The organism is Klebsiella sp. BDA134-6, from assembly GCF_015601345.1.
Classification (GTDB): Bacteria; Pseudomonadota; Gammaproteobacteria; order Enterobacterales; family Enterobacteriaceae; genus Klebsiella; species Klebsiella grimontii.
The window spans coordinates 2241175-2259920 of record NZ_CP064784.1 but is presented as its reverse complement, the minus strand read 5'-3'; the positions used below and the strand labels follow the sequence as shown (position 1 = coordinate 2259920).

General features: G+C 55.4%; 14 protein-coding genes. 1 reads left to right on the top strand and 13 read right to left on the bottom strand.

Features of this window, described 5'->3' with window-relative positions; genetic code table 11:
* Positions 1-56: 56 nt before the first annotated feature.
* The 13 genes from IYV58_RS10245 to IYV58_RS10185 form a co-directional block, all read right to left on the bottom strand.
* Complete coding sequence (locus IYV58_RS10245; protein WP_195729565.1) at positions 57-2474, bottom strand: T6SS phospholipase effector Tle1-like catalytic domain-containing protein; 2418 nt, start codon at positions 2472-2474, stop codon at positions 57-59.
* The gene (locus IYV58_RS10240; protein ID WP_142445418.1) at positions 2462-3049 is read right to left on the bottom strand and encodes a DUF3304 domain-containing protein; all 588 of its coding nucleotides are present in this window, start codon (positions 3047-3049) and stop codon (positions 2462-2464) included. Before IYV58_RS10240 ends, IYV58_RS10245 begins: the two co-directional genes overlap by 13 nt.
* Positions 3037-3567, bottom strand: coding sequence for a DUF3304 domain-containing protein (locus IYV58_RS10235; protein WP_195729564.1), 531 nt, complete (start codon positions 3565-3567; stop codon positions 3037-3039). Before IYV58_RS10235 ends, IYV58_RS10240 begins: the two co-directional genes overlap by 13 nt.
* Positions 3564-4370, bottom strand: coding sequence for a DUF4123 domain-containing protein (locus tag IYV58_RS10230; protein WP_195729563.1), 807 nt, complete (start codon positions 4368-4370; stop codon positions 3564-3566). Before IYV58_RS10230 ends, IYV58_RS10235 begins: the two co-directional genes overlap by 4 nt.
* A gap of 2 nt (positions 4371-4372) precedes the next feature.
* Positions 4373-6751 carry a type VI secretion system Vgr family protein gene (locus tag IYV58_RS10225; protein WP_195729562.1) on the bottom strand — a complete coding sequence of 793 codons (2379 nt, stop codon included), beginning with the start codon at positions 6749-6751 and terminating at the stop codon, positions 4373-4375.
* A complete protein-coding gene (gene tssH, locus IYV58_RS10220; protein ID WP_195729561.1) occupies positions 6744-9377 on the bottom strand; it encodes a type VI secretion system ATPase TssH in 2634 nt (877 codons plus the stop codon). Before tssH ends, IYV58_RS10225 begins: the two co-directional genes overlap by 8 nt.
* A gap of 286 nt (positions 9378-9663) precedes the next feature.
* Positions 9664-10155, bottom strand: a complete 492-nt coding sequence (gene hcp / locus IYV58_RS10215; RefSeq protein ID WP_142445423.1) for a type VI secretion system effector Hcp — start codon at positions 10153-10155, stop codon at positions 9664-9666.
* Positions 10156-10169: 14 nt separating this feature from the next.
* A complete protein-coding gene (locus IYV58_RS10210; RefSeq protein ID WP_195729560.1) occupies positions 10170-11876 on the bottom strand; it encodes an OmpA family protein in 1707 nt (568 codons plus the stop codon).
* Complete coding sequence (gene tssL, locus IYV58_RS10205) at positions 11873-12538, bottom strand: type VI secretion system protein TssL, short form (protein ID WP_142445425.1); 666 nt, start codon at positions 12536-12538, stop codon at positions 11873-11875. Before tssL ends, IYV58_RS10210 begins: the two co-directional genes overlap by 4 nt.
* Complete coding sequence (gene tssK / locus IYV58_RS10200) at positions 12535-13872, bottom strand: type VI secretion system baseplate subunit TssK (protein ID WP_142445426.1); 1338 nt, start codon at positions 13870-13872, stop codon at positions 12535-12537. The genes tssL and tssK overlap by 4 nt, the downstream gene beginning before the upstream one ends.
* 12 nt (positions 13873-13884) lie before the next feature.
* The gene (gene tssC / locus IYV58_RS10195) at positions 13885-15429 is read right to left on the bottom strand and encodes a type VI secretion system contractile sheath large subunit (RefSeq protein ID WP_142445427.1); all 1545 of its coding nucleotides are present in this window, start codon (positions 15427-15429) and stop codon (positions 13885-13887) included.
* A 23-nt stretch (positions 15430-15452) separates the two neighbouring features.
* A complete protein-coding gene (gene tssB, locus IYV58_RS10190) occupies positions 15453-15947 on the bottom strand; it encodes a type VI secretion system contractile sheath small subunit (RefSeq protein ID WP_195729559.1) in 495 nt (164 codons plus the stop codon).
* 908 nt (positions 15948-16855) lie between these two features.
* Positions 16856-17761, bottom strand: coding sequence for a LysR family transcriptional regulator (locus IYV58_RS10185; RefSeq protein WP_004131328.1), 906 nt, complete (start codon positions 17759-17761; stop codon positions 16856-16858).
* 114 nt (positions 17762-17875) lie between these two features.
* Here IYV58_RS10185 and IYV58_RS10180 point away from each other — a divergent pair, with 114 nt between their 5' ends.
* Positions 17876-18736, top strand: a complete 861-nt coding sequence (locus tag IYV58_RS10180) for a pirin family protein (RefSeq protein WP_142467729.1) — start codon at positions 17876-17878, stop codon at positions 18734-18736.
* Positions 18737-18746 lie beyond the last annotated feature (10 nt).

Here is an 18746-nt window from a genome sequence, read left to right as displayed (position 1 = left end):
TTCGTTCCTCATATTATTGATGCAGGCATTCGGATATTAAATATTTTATTTATCCGTTATGACCATAATGACGCTATTGCAGATTTAGTACTGGCCAGTTTTTCCGCTTCCTGCGACTGTTGCTGTCGGGCGATTAGTTCAGCTGACTCATTGGTCAGCGCGGGTTGAGAAGGCGAATCAGATGACATGGCAACAGGAATATCAACTGCACTATTTACCATGGATATTTTTTGTTTTATTTCAGGCGGAGAGTTTTCACCAGTAAAGGTGCCACCCTTCTCGAATCTCTCGATAATAAAATCGGCGCCAGGAACCGTATCTTTAAATCGCCCCTCAATAAAGCGTCCATATTTTACAAGAGGAGTGATATTTTTACTCATCAGTTCACCGAAATAGATCATCCGGTACAAAAAGTAGCTTCCCCACGGTTCCCTGGCATCAAAAGTGGCCTGCATAAACCAGGCTCTGGAGTCATGGACCTGATCGTCAAATAATGCCCTGACCAGCCCTCCGGGCTGTTGCACATTGCTGCTTTCCCCCTGGGGAGGAAAAAGCTTCGCCACCCGGTCACTGGCCGCCTGTTTTATCCTGTTATATTCACCATCCGCATCGTCATCGCTGAAGGAATAAACCAGGTTACTCAGTTTCTCTGTGAACTTATATTTCCAGTTTCCGGTTACGGCACGCGGTTTGTGCTGATAATCCTCACGAAACTCTTCTGCGGCCTGACGCAGTTGCGTCTGCCCCAGCGCGGGATCAAAATCTTTCGGTCCCGGCGGATAGGGAATATAGGTATCTTTTTCGGCGGACGCCTGCATTTCCCAACGCCTTTTATTCACTTTTTCCTGTTTTTTATCACGCTCCTGCTCGGATTTTGCCCTTGTTTCTGGATCGCTGTCTTTATCCATGCCATTTGCGGCTGCTTCCTTATAAAACGACTGTTTTATATAGTTGCCGCTCGCATAGCGACCAATACGCCATGCGGTTATCCAGGCTATTTGATCTTCCAGCGCGGTAATAACATCGCTCGATGCTCGTCCTGGTTCGTATCTGGCAGCATTTTCATCACTTATTTTTTCCGGAGATGAGGAAATATTTAATGTTAATTCACGCCAGGCGTTGAAGCGCGCAACAAGTCCTTCTTTAATAAAAAATTCTCGTTGTAACTCTGCAGGCATTGCCCGCCAGATTTGCGGCAAAAGATCTTTTGGTAACGCGGTTGGGAACACCTTTAATGGAGCACCGGCATTAAACGCTGCTGCATATATATCATGCAATGCAATCTGTGATAATAAATAACCGTCGTTATCAGCTATTGCTTTCCCCTGGTCGCCAGGTGGATAGCCGCCGCCAATATCCGAATGCATACCGGGATATACCACCTCTCTGGCATAGGAAGGATAGGTTCCGTCATGGCGGCAAATCGAGTCCAGCGGGAAACAGAGCCGCTGTTCATGGGATGAAACCAGATGTACGCAATTTTTAATCAGGCCGTTATCGGGCAGTTCCATTGCGCCATCGGCCCAGCCCATATGCCCTTCCGCAAGGGGAGCAATATGCGCCACACCCACTGAAGCCACCGTATCAAGTAGTCCCAGAAACTCAATGCTCAGCGGCACTTTCCAGTCGGCGCCTTCCAGCGTCAGGCAAAGATCCGGCTTCGCCCCTTTTCTGAAAGCATTGGGCAGCAGTTCGACCAGCCAGTTAACAAAAGCCCTTGCCGCCGCCGCGCCGCGTGAAAAACCGTACACATACAGCTTCATCCCCAGCAGTTTCGGTTTACCGGGTTCAGGCTGCTTCAGCGCCAGTTTCAGATCGGGTTCCAGATCTTTTAGAAGCCGCTGGAATACTATTGGTCGGTATTGATCTAAAGCCCCGAAGGACATCTCTTTCACCGCTGCCCAGCTTTCATTATCGGATAGCGCAGGTTTGCCCAGCGTGCGTCGTAAAGCATCAATAATGCGAATAAGCGCCCAGTTAATTCGCTCTTCGCCATAGGTGGCAAAAGCCAGGCCAGGCGTGCTGTAATCCAGATCCGACACTTCCGGAAAGGGAGTACCAACACCGGGGATATAGTACTTGTAATATTTATTACCGGATGTCCCCTCCATATCCACCAGCTCCCCGGTATGCCCCTGCACACCACCGGCATACCCCTGGCCAATAGTGGCGCGGAAAAGACGGGCAATATTGGTCGGGTGAGGTGTACCCGGTGGACTATCCAGCTTAACTTCATAAAGATCGTGATTCAGGTTATTACCAGTCCCGTCGAAAAACAGACTGATATGCAGCGTTTTACAGCAGGGCGGTTCCACCAGCCGACCCGCTGCCTGGCAAAGTTCATTGCGGTAGGCCAGTTCGTGACTGTCCTGCTGTTTACAGTTTTGGCCGACTAACGCCGCTTGTGTGGGTAATCGTCCCTGTTTCGGAAATTGTGGAGGATACCAGACTAAATCAGGCTTCATTGCGGACATACTTTGGGCTCCTCCATTTTAATCGGATCTTTAATCGGATAGTTGGGATTGCCGTAGTCGTAGCAACTGGTGGTGACTTTGATTTGATCGCAGGGTAAAAAGTGGACCTTTATTCCACAGGTTTTTTGGCCGGTATAATTGGGGACCGGTACTATTTTGCTGTGTTGTTTTTTTTGTGCTGCTATTTTTTTTTTCCATCTTAAATATTTTTCTCTATCTTCATATCCAGGAAAATCCATTGAATAACCGACCCCCGTTTCCCAGTCCACTTTCACCGTCATTCCCGGTTTCCATTTCGCTGGTACCCCGTAGCAGCAGCCACCGCCTCCCCCTTGCCAGGGGCCGATAATATCCAGTCCCGACTGCCCGTCAACGCTGAAATGATTTATCGCCCAGTGGGTATGGTTAATGGCTTCTATGGTACCGCTGCCACCGCTGACACTCTCCGCTTTGGCTGGCTGATCACAACCTGTCAGCAATATCGCCACAGTGACAAAAATAAGACTTGCCAGCCACCGTCTCTGCGCTGGAAATGGTGGTGGATACCAGACTAAATCAGGCTTCATTGTGGACATACTCTGGGCTCCTCCATTTTGATCGGATCTTTAATCGGATAATTAGGATTACCGTAGTCATAGCAACTGGTAGTGACTTTAATTTGATCGCAGGGTAAAAAGTGGACCTTTATTCCGCAGGTTTTTTGGCCGGTGTAATCAGGAACAGGGACTATCTGGCTGTGTTCCCGATTCTGAGCTTTGATTTTTTTTTCCCATGCCAAATACTTAGCGTCATCTCCATACCCTGGAAAATCCATTGAATAACCGACACCGGTTTCCCACTCAAGTTTCACCGTCATTCCTGGTTTCCATTTTGCTGGTACGCCATAGCAGCAACCACCACCGCCTCCCTGCCAGGGGCCAATAATGTCCAGCCCTGACTGCCCGTCAACACTGAAATGATTAATCGCCCAGTGGGTATGGTTAATGGCTTCGATGGTGCCGCTACCGCCGCTGACACTCTTCGCTTTGGCTGGTTGATCACAGCCAGTTAGTAATAAGATGATTACCATGAGAACAAGTAAGTTGCGTTTCATATATTGTCCCTTTTATTGTCGCTCTCATCCGACAACTTATTCTGAGTAACAATATATGCCCTGACCCAATCATCACGCTTATCATCAAAGATGATGTGTTCATGAGTGGCCGCTAACATCGCTTCAAAACAGGCCGCAAACTCCGCTTCTTTTAAGGTAAATATCCCCTCAGGAAGTTGCTGATATCTGAGGAATTGTTTGGCATCGCACAGACACATCAAACTTTCAAACTGATTATCAGTTAATATAATTTTTTCACTCAACTCCTCCTCACCTAATGCCGCTCCATTGCCCTCCAGCAATACAGGAACGCCGTCACGATCCAGCCAACTCCAGAATAATACTGGTCGATGAAGGGTGCTTTGTTGTTCACTGTTCAGAACATGAGTAAAGAGATACGAAAATATACGCGTATCCCAGAAGCGGAATATCCCCGCACACCCCTCATGCTGCGCATCAATACACCTAACCAGCCATCCGGCCAAAACATCAAACCGCCAGGATGACCCCAGCACCAATAAAGGCGCTGTAGCCGCCGCTTCACGAGCCAGAGCATATAGCCACTGTACCTGCAGAGCATCTTCCAGCTCAATGCGCACCAGAAAAGGCGCATCGTCCAGGTAAATATTCTCTGGTAATCCCTGATAGAGCGACTGCCATTTTATCGCCGGAGAAAATCCAGAGAGAGCCGGAATGACAGAAAAATTCAGGCCACACTGATCGATGATGATATCGATATAATTGTGACCAATCTGCTGGCACGTCAGGTGGATTTTATCCAGCCAGGTTTTTATGTTTTCCATAATTATGCGTCCCTCGGCACAAAGCCCTGAGCCAGTTCCTGAGCCCGCTTGAGGCATTCTTTACATACTGATGAAGGCAGATCGGGCAACTGAAAATCCTCACTGGCAGGCCCCTGCAAATTATGTTGGCCCTTCAGACTTAACAAGCCAGGCCCATGAATTTCAATTTCTCCCTGGGGGGTTAACCGAATGTAAGCACCACCACACCCAATAGTGATGCCATTCTTCGCCGTAAGCTGAAGATGTCCCTGTGTTGACTGTATGGTAACGTCCTGAAGAGCGGTCAGAGAGAGAATATCGCCATGAGACTCGATATTCAGCGGACCTTTTGCAGATACCAGACGAACCCCTTCCTGGCGGGAAAGTAACGATATCGCCTGGCTGGCATTCACTGAAAGCCTCTGTTCACTGGCAATACTGACTTCCCCGATGCTCTGCATATACAAACCATTACCGCTATGCAGAAGAATGCTTTCTGGCGTGACAGTCCCTATGCCATCTGGTGCTTCCATCAACAATACTGGCTTTTTTAGCTGGTCTGCTTTTTCAACAAACTGCTTTAGCGTATCCGCATCCGGTGGAAGATTATGATGCGTTTGCGTAACTCTCTCCCATCCAGCGACAAGGTTTTGCGCGCCTTTTAAAAGGCTGGATGCCGGCTCCATCGCCAGTTGCTGCCCCTGCGCCTTCGGCTGTTCGTCAGCGGTAATAAATATCCCTTTCCCGGCGCGGATAGTCCCGTAACTGTCAGTACGCAGCTCAAACCCCTCGCCGCGCTGTTTCTTCTCCTGGTCCACCAGATGCCCAAGGTTCAGTTGGCTCTTGCCGCCATACTCCGTACTGACCTTGATATGCTCCTTCCCGCGCGTGTCGTCGAGGCGGATTTTGTTGTTCGCCGGAGTTCTCAGTACGTTACGTTTGTAGTTGTAAATCGTGACGTGGTCGCCGTGCGCAGAGTCGTGCAGCACACCCGCGATATACGGGCGGTCCGGGTCACCCTGCTCAAAGGCTATCGCCACCTCGGTGCCCGCCAGCAGCGGCAGGTGCAGGCCGTAAGTGTCCCCGGCGTAGGGACGGGACTGGCGCACCCACAGGCTCTCCTCGCCCGACTGCCAGTGGTCGCGATCAAACAGCAGGTTGACCTTATAACGCCCGTCGCGGTCGATATGGCCGTAGATATCGTTGGTTTTAGTGCTGGTCACTCTGGCCGGAAGCGTCCCGGCCATCTTCGGTTTGTCGCCCGGTTCCGGGCGGAAGCAGTAGTCTTCTGAATAGGGAATCGCGTGAAAGGTCACTTCAAAGCTGCGGTCGCGGCGGGCGCGGCTGTGGATCCCGGTAATCACTACGCCCTGACGGAAGGTGTCGGTGACCTCCTCGCCGCCGGTCACCTTCAGCTCCTGACCGGGAGCCATGGTCACGCAGTTGGTTTCGCCGTTCAGCAGCGTCTGCCGGTTCAGGTAGCGTTCATGACGAATGCGAGCGTAGAACGCCCCACTCTCCGGCTCCGGGTCGCGCTGGTCGCTGTTCCCCGGCGTCAGGTAGTTATCTGCCCAGTGATACGCCTCGCCATAGGTGGTGCTGTCGCCCCGGCTGACATCGACGCTGAGGTTCATGTCCTCCGGCGCATTACGGTAGTTATAGTCGCGGGTAAACACCGACTGCTCCACCACGTTATGGTGGCTCTCCAGCGCCCATACCGATTCCCTGCCACTGTCATGCTGACCGGAAGGCGGCACTGACGGCAGGGACACCCCTTGTTCGAAATAACGCTGGTCGTCGTAAAATTCCACCACATCAATATTCAGTCGGGTGTCGGCGGTGATTTTGTACCAGATACCCACCTCTGCCAGCAGGCGGGAGATAAAGGCCATGTCGTCCTCGCCGTACTGCATCACCTGCTCGCGACGCGGATACTCGTTTGCCAGGGTGAAGACAAAATCCTCGCCGCGCATATCGTGACGTGTTCGGAGGATGTGCTCGACAATATCCGGCACCGACATATCCTGGTAAATCCGGTTCTGATGGCTGCGGGAGAGCAGCGCCAGACGTGGCTGCAGGGTCAGTGAATAATGGGTTTCATCCTTCGAGGTGGACAGCCGCTCAAAGCCGGTGACCACGCCCTGCAGCGTGCGTACCGGTTGCTGTACCTTTATGCCGTAACCCTGATCAACGGGAGCCACCAGAGTCAGCGATGCATCCTGCATCAGCATCTGCTGCGGGGTGACTGCCTTGTCCGTACTGGTGAATTCAATGGTGTAGTTAAACGGTTTGCTCAGTGCTTCATGCCCTTCAAAGCACAGCACGTCCAGCAGCGATTTACAGCCGCGCACCTTCAGCAGGTTATGGCTGTGACTGAACATCAGGGATTTTGCGTCACTCATGGATTATTTCTCCTCCGTCCAGAGCCAGCACAATGCCCTGTTCATCATCCCAGCCGAGGGTCAGGTGCTGCGGCTTCTGCCCTGCAGCCATATGGGTTAACAGTTGCTGACTCAGCGCCGGCAGGATTTGCTGGTTCAGCAGGCTGTCGATGTTGCGCGCCCCGGTATCCGGCAGCAGGCAGGCGGCAGTCAGTGCGTCGTACAGGCTCTCACTGATATCGGTCTTCATACCGTAGTGACGCGCCAGACGCTGACTGACCTGATTCAGCTTCATCTGTACGATGGTGCGCATCGCCGCCTGTCCCAGCGGGCGATAAATCACCGTCTGGAAGCGCGCCAGCAACGCGGGCTGGAAATGGTCGCGCAGGACCGGACGCAGCAGTTCATGCAGGTCCGCTTCTGTCGCTTCTGGCTGCTCACTGGTGAGTTGCATCAGGGGGTCACTGCCGAGATTGGCGGTCATCAGAATCACGGTATTACGGAAGTCGATTTCCCGCCCTTCGCCGTCGCGCATAAAACCCCGGTCAAAAACCTGATAGAACAGGTTCATCACGTCGCGGTGCGCCTTCTCCACTTCATCCAGCAGCACTACGCTGTACGGGCGTTTGCGCACCGCTTCGGTGAGAATGCCGCCCTGGCCGTAACCGACGTATCCCGGAGGGGAGCCCTTGAGCTGGCTAACGGTGTGCGGCTCCTGGTATTCCGAGAGGTTGATGGTAATCAGCGATTTTTCACCGCCGAACAGTTCATCGGCCAGCGCCAGCGCGGTTTCGGTTTTACCGGTGCCGCTCGGCCCTGTCAGCAGGAACACGCCCTGCGGGCCGTTCTCCGGCGCAAGTCCGGTTTTACTGGCCCGCAGGCGCTGTGCGATGGCGTTAAGGGCGGCGTCCTGACCCACCACCCGTTTGCCGAGGTTCTGTTCGAGGCTCAGCAGTTCCGTCTGCTCATCCTTCATTAATGAAGAGAGCGGCACACCGGTCCAGTCGGCGATAACGGTGGCGACGGTGCGCGTATCGACGTCGAGGCCCAGCAGCGGGTTATTCTGTTGAACGGCAGTCAACTGATTTTGCAGGTCTGCGATTTCCGCCTGGCGGGAGATATCCGCGCGGCAGGAGAGCAGGGATTCCGTCAGCTTCCGCTCTTCGTCGTACTGGGTTTCCAGCGCGTCGAGTTGCAGAATAATGTCGATTTCTTCCTGTTCGATGGTTGCCAGACGCTCGCCGTGGGCAGCGTTTCCCAGCGCGATATCCTCCAGCAGCGCCTGTTTTTCCATCTCCAGGGCTGTCATCTGCGCTTTCTGGCGGATCAGCGGCTCCGGCACGGTATCAAGGCTCATCCGCACGCGGGCCGAGGCGGTGTCCAGCAGGTCCACGGCCTTGTCCGGCAACTGGCGGCCCGTCAGATAGCGTCTTGAGAGCGTAACGGCGGCACGCACCGCTTCATCGCTGATATGCACGCCGTGGTGCTCCGCATAGCGGGGTTTGAGGCCGCGCAGCATCAGGCAGGCGGTGTCATCGTCCGGTTCGTCCATCTTCACCATCTGGAAGCGGCGCTCCAGGGCGGCGTCGCGCTCAAAATACTGCTTATATTCGCTCCAGGTGGTGGCGGCGATGGTTCTGAGTTCACCACGCGCCAGCGCTGGTTTCAGCAGGTTCGCCGCGTCCGCGCCGCCCGCCTGGTTGCCTGCGCCGATAATGGTGTGGGCTTCGTCAATGAAGAGGAGAACCGGCAGTGGCGATTGCTGCACCGCCTCAATAATGTTTTTCAGCCGTTGTTCAAACTCACCTTTCACCCCCGCCCCCGCCTGCAGCAGGCCGAGGTCCAGGGTGCGCACGCTCACCGGTTTTAACGCATCCGGGACGTTGCCTTCCGCAATTCTGAGCGCCAGCCCTTCCACGAGAGCGGTCTTGCCGACGCCGGGTTCGCCGACCAGAATCGGGTTGTTCTTTCTTCTGCGTGAAAGGATGTCCACCATCTGGCGGATTTCGTTATCGCGACCGAACACCGGGTCGATTTTCCCCTCGCGGGCGCGGGCAGTAATATCCTGCGTAAAACGGTTGAGCACCGTCAGCGCCGGATTTTCCGGTTCAGCATTGTCGGATGGCGGTTCAGCGGCACGACCGACAAAAGCCACATCGCCGGTCACTTTCGCTGGTTCATTTTCATCCGACTGAGCCTCCAGCAGTCCACGCAGGCGCTCCAGCTGCGCGATTCCCTTGCTGGTCAACGGCCATAACCCGTCGCACTGCAACAATACCGGACTCTCCACGACAGCCATCAGCAGATGAATGCCCCGGATTTGGGGATGCGCCTCCACGGAAGCATACAGCCACGCCTGCCGGAGCAGTTTTTCCAGCCTGTCCGACAGCTCAGGACGACTGCGCACGGAACGCGGCAGCCGCTCCAGAAAGTTCAGCAAATCCTGCCATATCGCCTCCATATCCCACTCGTAACGGCGGGCGATAACCGTCATGTCGCCTTCTCCCAGCTCCAGCAGTTTCAGCAACCAGTGTTCCGGCAGGATTGAAGCATGGGCGCGGGTCTGGCACAACGAGGCCGCCGCCTCCAGCGCGCGGGCGCAGTAAGGATTAAGACGTCGTAACAGAACGGCTGAATGGTGTTCCATGGTGATTGCTCTCTCGTCTGGTCGTGTTCAGGCACGCTACCGCCCGTAGCCGTTAACCGATGCCCATAAGGTGAAAGATGATGAAATCTCAATGATTTTTGCTGAGCGTCCGCCCGGCAGACGTTCAGCAAAAACGGGCAGCGGAACTGCCCTTCAGGGGATTACTCTAAATAGTTCGCGCTGTAGCAAGGCGGCAAGCGAGTGCAGCCCCGGGAGCTTACATAAGTAAGTGACCGGGGTGCACGAACGCAGCCAACGCCGCTACAGCGTGAAATATGACGAGTAATTACGCGGTGGCGCGTTCGTTCCAGCTATCGGAATGAATGATGTTGCCGTCCTTGTAGGTCCAGGTGATTTTTTCGTAGCGCAGCTCAACCATTTCCAGATGGTTGTGCTTCTCTTTTGACGGGTCCTTGATGTCGTACATCACCGGATTCACCTTCACCACCTTCACGTTTTCCAGTTTGGTGTTGAAGTACTCCACTTCCTGACCCGCGTCGTTGATTTTGTACCACTTGAATTCAGCCGACTTCAGGGTCTGACCAGTGGTCACCGCCTTGTAGAGATACGGGCTGGAGGAGTCGATCTCCTTGGTGAACAGAAACGGCGTGTGGATACGCGTGCCGGTCAGCTTGCCTGTGTTGTTGTCGGTCGGGATGTACAGGTTATGCTCCTGAGCGACGACTTCGATGCTGCCTTCACGGTCCTTGACGTCCACAGACCCTTTAATGTCCGCACCGCCGTCGTCTTTCAGCCACAGATAAACAGGAATTGCCATACTTAAATCCTCGGTTACTTTTTATTGATGTCGCCGTTTACGGCGACGTTATGGGGAGCCGGAGCCATACAGGCGTCCGCCTGCGGCACCAGACTGATTTCGACACGGCGGTTCAGCGCCCGGCCTTCCGCAGTGTCATTGGCGGCGGCAGGGCGACTTTCTCCATAGCCCTGTACCGCAAAACAACTCTCCGGCACATCACCGGTGTCGCGCATCCAGTCGCGCACCGATTCGGCGCGTTTCAGGGAAAGTTGCTGATTGAACTGGTCATCGCCGGTGTTGTCGGTGTGTCCGGCCACCACAATCAGCCAGCCCGGTTTTGCTTTAATGCCGACCAGCGCATTCACCAGTACTTTTGTCGAACCGGGTTTCAGCTGCCATTTGCCGGTATCAAACAGCGACATGCTGTCAAGGCGCACGGTCTGCGGCCCCTGTATCACCTGTTTAACCACCGCAGGGGGTGGCGGAGGCGGCGGCACATACGTACTGATAGCGGCCAGTACCGCCGGTCGCAGCTTTTCACCCTGATACAGACCCAGCCCGTAGCGCAGCGGCTCGCCGTTGCGCGACCAGTCATTGAGCAGCGCCGCGTCTTTACGCAGCACGTCCACCGCGTTTGCCTTCGGGGCGCTGTCCGTCATTGCTATCCGGTAATAGTGCGAGACATCAAAGGAGAGCCGGTGCAGCAGTTGGCGGTTGTTCCACGCGCTACTGCACAGGGCAACAAGTACCGCCAGCGCGAACAGGCAAAAAGCCCGGCGCAGAGTGCGGCTGCGTGGCGTAACGCCGTTGCCCTGCGGCAGAAGCGGCAGAATAAAATTCGGCAGTGGCGCATCGTCCGCAGAGGCCGCGCCGGGCTGCCAGCCCGGAAGCGACGTCAGGGTGGTATGGCGGGCCAGCCAGCGAGTCCACAGGGAGTCAGTCAGTACCGGCGCGGCGGATGACGTTGCCAGGTGGTACAGCACCATCGCAGGCGTCACCACCGGCATATCCGGCGATTCTGCGGTCAGCGCCGGTAATACCGCCTCCGCGATAAAGCGGGCCTGAGCGTTTATCCGTACCTGAGCACTTGTGCGCGAGGCGGCATCATCCTGCGATATCCAGCGACTGACGCTGCACGGGGCAACATCTGCCTGCCAGACCTGCGGCGCGGCCCCCGCCCGCAGCGACTGCCACAGCGTCTCCGCGACGGATGCGCCCACAACAGAACTGGTCAGTAACAGAGGCACAGTCCACCGGGTATCGCGTCGTACCTGCGCAAGCTGCCAGCGCAGTTCATGCAGCCGGGTAATGAGCACCGTCTCGTCGTCATGCTGCTGCGGGCAGACACGGACCATTACCGCCAGTTGCGCCGCCAGTTCCGGGCGTTCCTGGAGCAGATGGCGCACCGTCGGTTGCAGTTGCGCAGTGGAAACCTTCAGCCAGCAGCCCTGGGCGGTACGGTAAACCGCGCCCTCCCCCGGCCAGTCCGGCGTGTCGCCGCAGACCAGCACCACAGGCAGACGATACGGTGCTTCCGGCAGGTCGTTCAGCCCGTGTTCACCCTCCGGTAATCCACCCGGACGACGCCCGGCTGAAACCAGACCGGCAATCACAACCATCATTATCAGCAGAATGGCAAAACCGCGTTCACCGGCGGTCAGCGGCAGGAAAAGCAGGCACAGCAACGCCGCAAGCAGCCCGTTCCACAGCCAGAGCAGCCGGTGATGCGCCACGCTCATTTTCCGGCCCCCGGCAGCAGCGTGGTCATTAGCTGGTCCAGCCAGTGGTTCAGCCCCAGCCACAGCACCGCCGCCACGATGGCGGACAGCCCGATGCACACCGGCCAGCGGCGCAGCCATTCACGCAGCCCGTGACTTCCGGAAACCGGGGCCAGCAGCGGCCTGTCCGGGGCGAAATCTAACGATGGCACGCGATCCGTCAGCGCCCGGACAATCTGCTCGCGGGCCGGGTCTTTCAGCGAACAGCTGCCCTTAAAGCCCAGCATCAGTACCCGGTGAAAACAGGTGAGTACCGCCATATCCGGCGCGGGCTCACGCAAAACCTGACGCATCCGCTCGTACAGTTCATCACCCGCATCCATAGAACCAAAGTATTTCGCCTGTAGCGGGCGGTCATACCAGACGATGCAGGCATCATCCTCACCTTCACGTCCCTTGGCGGTTTCATCCAACAGCGCGCACCAGGCATAGAGAATGTGCTGACGGCTGGCTTCGCTCATTCCGGCCTGTTTCAGTTGCGCCATCACCTGCGCAATATCCTCCACGCAATGCTGCCAGAGCGCTTCCCCATCGCCTTCAGCCAGCCTGGCCCCGTAACGCAGCTCGGTAACCGTCAGCCAGGCATCTGCCAGCAGGGCGTCAGTATCGATATCCGTTTTCATGAACGCAGCACCGCCCACAGCTCAAGCTCCGGCTCGCCCAGCAGGCCGGAGACGTAAAACACGCAGCTCCCTTCCGCCAGCATCGCCTGCGCTGCCGGATGAGCCATATCCAGGGTGAAATACTGATTTTCCAGGCGCAGCGGAATGGCCGCCGGAACATGGCTCATGGCGCGCAGCGGAACGCCGGGCCGCGAGCCGTTGACCACCCTGTCCACTTCATCCGGGCTGCCGACTTTGCACTGTAGCGGGAACTGCTCAAGCAGTTGCGCCACCGGCAACGCGGAACGTACGGAGAGATAAAAATCGGCCTCTTCCCGCAACCGCGGGTCATGCAGCCGGGCGTGCCAGCGCTTACGCCGGTCGTCGCGCTCAAGGTCAATTGCCACCACCCTTGACGGCAGGCTGGCCTCCAGCAGCACCTCCAGCAGGGCAAACAGCGGCGGAAAGACCTCCGTCAGGCGATCGTGGCGGTAAGCCGGAATATCAGCGGTGGTATGGTCAAGGGAAAAGGTCAGCAGGCTGCCCGCCAGTCCCGCCAGTACCAGATACAGCCGTTCAGGATGCACCTGCGGATGATGCTGAAAGTGCCCCAGCACCGGCTCCGCGCTGTTGAGCGCATTCAGCAGCCAGAACAGCGACACGTCCGCCACCGCAAAATCCGCCATCCGCTCGTTGCTCTCGCGGCGCATCGCCATCAGCCGTTGCAGACGAATGCGCAGCTGGCTCAATAACTGCTCCAGCTGTTCCGCCAGCCAGGGATTCGTCTGCACGCTCAGCAGCGGCGGGATAAAGGCAGCGTCCTGCGACCAGTTGCCCTGGCCGTCGCGAAACAGGCGAGCGACCGGCACCGTCTGGTAATTACCGTTGTCCTCATCCGCCGGGCGCAGGATTAGCTCCGGCTGCAACACCGCCATCTGGCGGCTGTCGTCGCCATAGCAGTTGCGCACCTCGCGCCAGGCGAGACGCCAGCGCACCGGGCGTTCCGCTTTTTCCTCCGGTTGCAGGCAGTTGCCGCCGTTTTCATGTTCATGGGGCAGTGCCAGCACCACCGTCAGTTCGCTGCGATCGGGCAGCGTAAGTGCGGATGGCAGAGGATCGGCGTTGTCGGTATCGATGAGCGTGCCGTCGGCAAAACGCACGCACAGATGGCTGGCCTTCAGTTTCCCCTGCTTCAGCAGCGGCGTATCAAACGCCGCATACTGTATTCCCCAGGGATTCAGCGCCCCCATCCGGGCAATGCTCTCTACAGACCAGGCGGCAATCGCCGCCTGCTGCTGAAAATGCTGCGGCGAGACCATCTGGCCCCGCCCCCACAGTGGTCGAACTGTCTTCATCGCACCTCCGCCTTACGCTTTCGCCTTCGGCATCTGCGACACCAGCGACAGATTGACGTCCATCCCTTCCACCTGGAAGTGCGGCACCGCGTACAGCTTCACGCGGAAGAAGCCCGGGTTATCCTCAATGTCTTCCACCACCACCTTCGCGTCGCGCAGCGGATGAGACGCCTGGAGTTCGTCGCCGGGGTCGGTCATCTCCGTCACCAGGCTGCGTACCCAGGTATTAAGTTCCAGTTCCAGCAAACGACGGTCCTTGGTGGTGCCGATGTTCTCGCGCTGAATCAGCTTCAGGTAGTGCGCGATGCGCGACAGCAGGAAGATATACGGCAGACGCGCGTTAATTCGGCTGTTGGCGGTCGCGTCAGCGGTGTCGTACAGCGCCGGTTTCTGGGTGGAGTTCGCCGAGAAGAAGCAGGCGTAGTCGCGGTTTTTGTAGTAAGAGAGCGGAATAAAGCCGAGATTCGCGAATTCAAACTCGCGGGTTTCCGGGATCATCACCTCAGAGGGGATTTTCACCTGGTTGCCCGTGCCCAAATCGTAAAGATGGATCGGCAGATCCTTCACGGCGCCACCGGCCTGCGGACCACGGATTTGCACGCACCAGCCGTTATTAATAAAGCTCTTCACCATATTGGCGGCAAAGGCGAACGACGCGCTGGTCCACAGGTATTTCTCGTGATCCGGGCCTTTCACCTGCTCAATATAATTAAAGCTGCGTACCGGTACGGTATCCGGGCCATACGGCAGACGCCCCAGCACCCGCGGCATCACCAGGCCGATATAGCGCGAATCATCGGTGTCGCGGAAGGACTTCCACTTGATGTACTCAGCGCGGTCAAAGTAGTTGCCGATGTCTTTGATGGCCGCCACTTCTTCCATTGAGGACTTCATAAAGAACGCCGGGCCGGCAGAGCCGATAAACGGCATATGCGCGGCGGCGGAGACTTTTGAAATGTTACGCAGTAATGCCACGTCCTGCGGGCTGGCATCGAACTCATACGCCGAAATCACCGCCGCAACCGGCTCGCCGCCCGGAGTATCGTACTCAGAAATATACGTATGCCAGTATAATCCACTCTGAATCAGCTCTGGCGCATCTTCAAAGTCCTGGCGCAGATCGTCTTTTGACACATCCAGGATTTCGGTTTTCACGTTCTGGCGATAGTCGGTGTTATCCACCAGGTGCTTCAGACCGCGCCACAGACGTTCAACGCGTTGAAATTCCTCATGATGCATCACCGCATCCAGCTGGCGGCTGATCTGATAATCCAGTTCGGCAATATGGTGGTCGATTAACGTTTTGTCGAGCTTATCAACCTGCTGGCCCGATTTGCGGATACAGTCCATAAAGACCTGCACGCCGGCGGTGATACGCTCGTTCGCATCCGCTTCCGCCATCGCGGCTTCATCCTGCCAGATATTGATATCGCTCAGGTGAGAAACCGGTTTGAGATTGATTTTTTCAAATAAAGAGGCATAAACGCCGGCCGCATCCGGATGGTCAAGCACTATAGTATCGCCTGCGGTAGAGGCATTTTCATTCTGTACAGACATCAGCATATCCCTTATTTTATCCGTCAGTCTTTTGGCGCAAGCGCGGCGATTTCGTCACGCAGATCGCTACTCAGAGCCGGATCGCGTAATATCTTCTCCAGTTCTTTACGGAACGTGGAATTATCTAAAAGGTTTGATTTGAGGTCGCGCAACAGACTGCGCATGGCGAGCAACGCCTTAAGCTGAGGGATCTGGCGGGCTACCTGTTCCGGTTCAAAATCCTTCATTTCTTTAAAAGCAAGATGGATATTTTCTTCGCTGCCACCCCCTGCCAGAGTATTCTGGACAGCAATATTCACCGACGGATTAAATTTCCCTAACACGCTGTTGAAGTTATTCTTATTAATATCCACCTTTTCCCGCTCAGACAACGGGCGCTGCTCCAGGCCATTACTGAAATCACCGGTAACCAGTAATTTCAGCGGCAGCTCCACTTTCTTCTTCCCATGACCTGTGTGCAGGTCCAGTTTAATGTTAACGCGTGCTTTTGGTATCTCATTCTGAAACGAATTTGCCATATCCACTCTCTTCCTGTCAGATATTCCGGTGTCATCACTGACACGCCTTTACAAACCATATTATGGAGTAAATGACTACAATATATCGGTGATGCAGATCAATGATCTAAAATAAATCAATTACACAGTATTTTAGTCCAAAAAAGGACAATGGCAGACGCGACCAACCGCGCAAGGCTATGAAAACGGACGGTCTTCCTGCATACGGAGTGGAAGCTGAACTTGCGAATAAAGAATATTCCTCACAGGAAACCGTTCAATATTAAAAAAAGTAACAAAAAGTATTCACTCCAGGGCAAACCCGGCGCAAGGCCGCGCCATATCATAATATAGCCCCATAAAATCCAAAATAAGACATGTTAAGTTTTAAGAATACGACCTAAAAATATTCACCATATAAATAAATTATTGTCTACAATTTTCCCTCTGCGACACAGTCCTTTTTTGGACAATAAATAATTTGAAATACACGATGAATAGATCATTTGCATTCACATTACGAATGCAAATGTCACTAGCATCGCCATACTTTCATTGACTCATGCTCCGCGATAAAAATACGTATCCGGCAAATGAGAAATTAAATATGCGACACATCACATTAATTTGCATACTGAAAATGCTTTTTACTCTGTTTCCAACGCTGACTGAGAGACTATAAAGCTCTCCCCGGCCGACTAAACCGAATAGATTGATGTCGCCGTGCCCTTTAGTGCGCATAAAATAGGGTGAGGCCAGGCCAGATCCGCCGGGCGATATCAATCGACTGAACAGCTTTTTTGCCCTCTCACCGTGTAAGATTTGCGCACGGTTCACATCATGGCGGCGAAGCCGGCGGAGCAGCGCTTCGCGCCCGGAGAGCGTATTTTCACATTTTTACACCGACGCCGGCGGGATATAGACACAGGCTAATCCTCCTCCATCCGCTGATACTCTTCGCTCAGGAAATCAACCAGCGCCCTGACCGAGGGCAGCAGCCCGCGGCGCGAGGCAAACACCGCATGGATCACCTCCCTGCGCGGTTGCCACTCATCAAGGACAACCACCAACTCTCCGGCGGCCAACTGATCGCGCACCATTAATAAAGGAAGCTGTACCACCCCAACGCCAGCAATGGCCGCTTCACGAAGCGCCAGCATATCCGTGGTCACCAATCGGGGAGTGAAATAGATCTCCGCCCTTGCGCCCTCTGGACCGGTCAACTGCCACTTATGCTGATGTTTACCTGCGCCCAGGCTCAACCCCGGCCAATCGCTTAATTCTGATGGAACCCGCGGCTGCCCTTGCCGCTCAACCAACCCGGGACTGGCGACCAGACGGTGCCCGCGATCGGCCAGGACACGCATCACCAGGTCGCTGTCTTCTATCGGTCTTGGGCGCACGCGAATCGCCACGTCGACGCCCTCGCCAACGACATCCACTCGCCGATTGGTGGCTTCCAGTTGAAGATTGACGCCCGGGTAGCGCACCATAAACCGTGCCAGCATCGGCCCAATATGCGCATGCAATAACGTTACCGGACAGGTCAGCTTCACGCTGCCGCGCGGTTCGGAACGCAGGGTTTCCACCGCCTGTTCTGCCGCTTCCGCCTCGATCAGCATCGCCTTGCAGTGTTGATAAAAAGTAAGCCCTACTTCCGTTACCGCAAATTGGCGGGTTGTACGTTGAATCAAACGTACGCCAAGGCGTTCTTCTAACTGGGCGATTCGACGGCTCAATTTTGATTTGGGTTGATCGATCGCCCTTCCCGCCGCAGCAAATCCACCGTGATCGACCACCTGCACAAACCAGGCTAAATCATTAAGATCCTGCATCCTTCCTCCATCGTTCCATTTTTAGAACAGTATAGGTCGTTTTTGCTATCTAGCGGACTATTAGTGGCGAATATATGCTTATTCACATCAGAAACAGACATTCAGGAGACTGCCATGAAACAAATTACAGGTATCTACACTGCGCCTTCACAGCACTGGGTAGGCGACGGTTTCCCGGTTCGCTCAATGTTCTCTTATCAGACACACGGCGAACAGCTAAGCCCCTTCCTGCTGCTTGACTATGCAGGACCGCATCACTTCCCGGCGGGAACGGAGAAACGCGGCGTCGGCGAACATCCGCATCGCGGATTTGAAACCGTCACCGTGGTCTATTCCGGCGAAGTTGAACATCGTGACTCAACCGGTAGAGGCGGCGTTATTGGGCCGGGTGATGTGCAGTGGATGACCGCGGGCGCCGGGATCCTGCACGAAGAGTTCCACTCCGCGGCGTTCACCCGTACCGGCGGCGAGCTGAAGATGATCCAGCTCTGGGTCAACCTTCCGGCTAAAGACAAAATGACGCATCCGGGATACCAGAGCATTACGGCTGATGTGATTCCTGACGTTGACCTGCCGAACAATGCCGGCCGCATACGGGTTATTGCCGGGCGCTACGAGGATACGGTTGGCCCCGCCCACACGTTTTCTCCGCTGAACGTATGGGATCTTCAGCTTAACCAGAGTCAGGAGATCACCCTGCATCAGCCTGCTGGCTGGAGTACGGCGCTGGTCGTCCTGGAAGGTGAGATTGTCGTGAACGGCGAGGGCAACGCCCACGAGGGACAGCTGGTTGTGCTCAGCCAGAAAGGAGAAGCGCTCCACCTCGCGGCCAGTACCAACGCAAAAGTACTGCTGATGGCCGGCGAGCCGCTGCAGGAGCCGATCGTGGGCTACGGCCCGTTTGTGATGAATACCAAAGCGCAAATCGCAGAAGCGGTTCGTGATTTTAATAGCGGCCACTTCGGCCAAATCTGATACTGAATGA

Excerpts from the sequence above, each read along its gene's own strand:
- IYV58_RS10245 (WP_195729565.1), bottom strand. The coding sequence starts at position 2,474 with ATGTCCGCAATGAAGCCTGATTTAGTCTGGTATCCTCCACAATTTCCG.
- IYV58_RS10240 (WP_142445418.1), bottom strand. The coding sequence starts at position 3,049 with ATGTCCACAATGAAGCCTGATTTAGTCTGGTATCCACCACCATTTCCA.
- IYV58_RS10235 (WP_195729564.1), bottom strand. The coding sequence starts at position 3,567 with ATGAAACGCAACTTACTTGTTCTCATGGTAATCATCTTATTACTAACT.
- IYV58_RS10230 (WP_195729563.1), bottom strand. The coding sequence starts at position 4,370 with ATGGAAAACATAAAAACCTGGCTGGATAAAATCCACCTGACGTGCCAG.
- IYV58_RS10225 (WP_195729562.1), bottom strand. The coding sequence starts at position 6,751 with ATGAGTGACGCAAAATCCCTGATGTTCAGTCACAGCCATAACCTGCTG.
- tssH (WP_195729561.1), bottom strand. The coding sequence starts at position 9,377 with ATGGAACACCATTCAGCCGTTCTGTTACGACGTCTTAATCCTTACTGC.
- hcp (WP_142445423.1), bottom strand. The coding sequence starts at position 10,155 with ATGGCAATTCCTGTTTATCTGTGGCTGAAAGACGACGGCGGTGCGGAC.
- IYV58_RS10210 (WP_195729560.1), bottom strand. The coding sequence starts at position 11,876 with ATGAGCGTGGCGCATCACCGGCTGCTCTGGCTGTGGAACGGGCTGCTT.
- tssL (WP_142445425.1), bottom strand. The coding sequence starts at position 12,538 with ATGAAAACGGATATCGATACTGACGCCCTGCTGGCAGATGCCTGGCTG.
- tssK (WP_142445426.1), bottom strand. The coding sequence starts at position 13,872 with ATGAAGACAGTTCGACCACTGTGGGGGCGGGGCCAGATGGTCTCGCCG.
- tssC (WP_142445427.1), bottom strand. The coding sequence starts at position 15,429 with ATGTCTGTACAGAATGAAAATGCCTCTACCGCAGGCGATACTATAGTG.
- tssB (WP_195729559.1), bottom strand. The coding sequence starts at position 15,947 with ATGGCAAATTCGTTTCAGAATGAGATACCAAAAGCACGCGTTAACATT.
- IYV58_RS10185 (WP_004131328.1), bottom strand. The coding sequence starts at position 17,761 with ATGCAGGATCTTAATGATTTAGCCTGGTTTGTGCAGGTGGTCGATCAC.
- IYV58_RS10180 (WP_142467729.1), top strand. The coding sequence starts at position 17,876 with ATGAAACAAATTACAGGTATCTACACTGCGCCTTCACAGCACTGGGTA.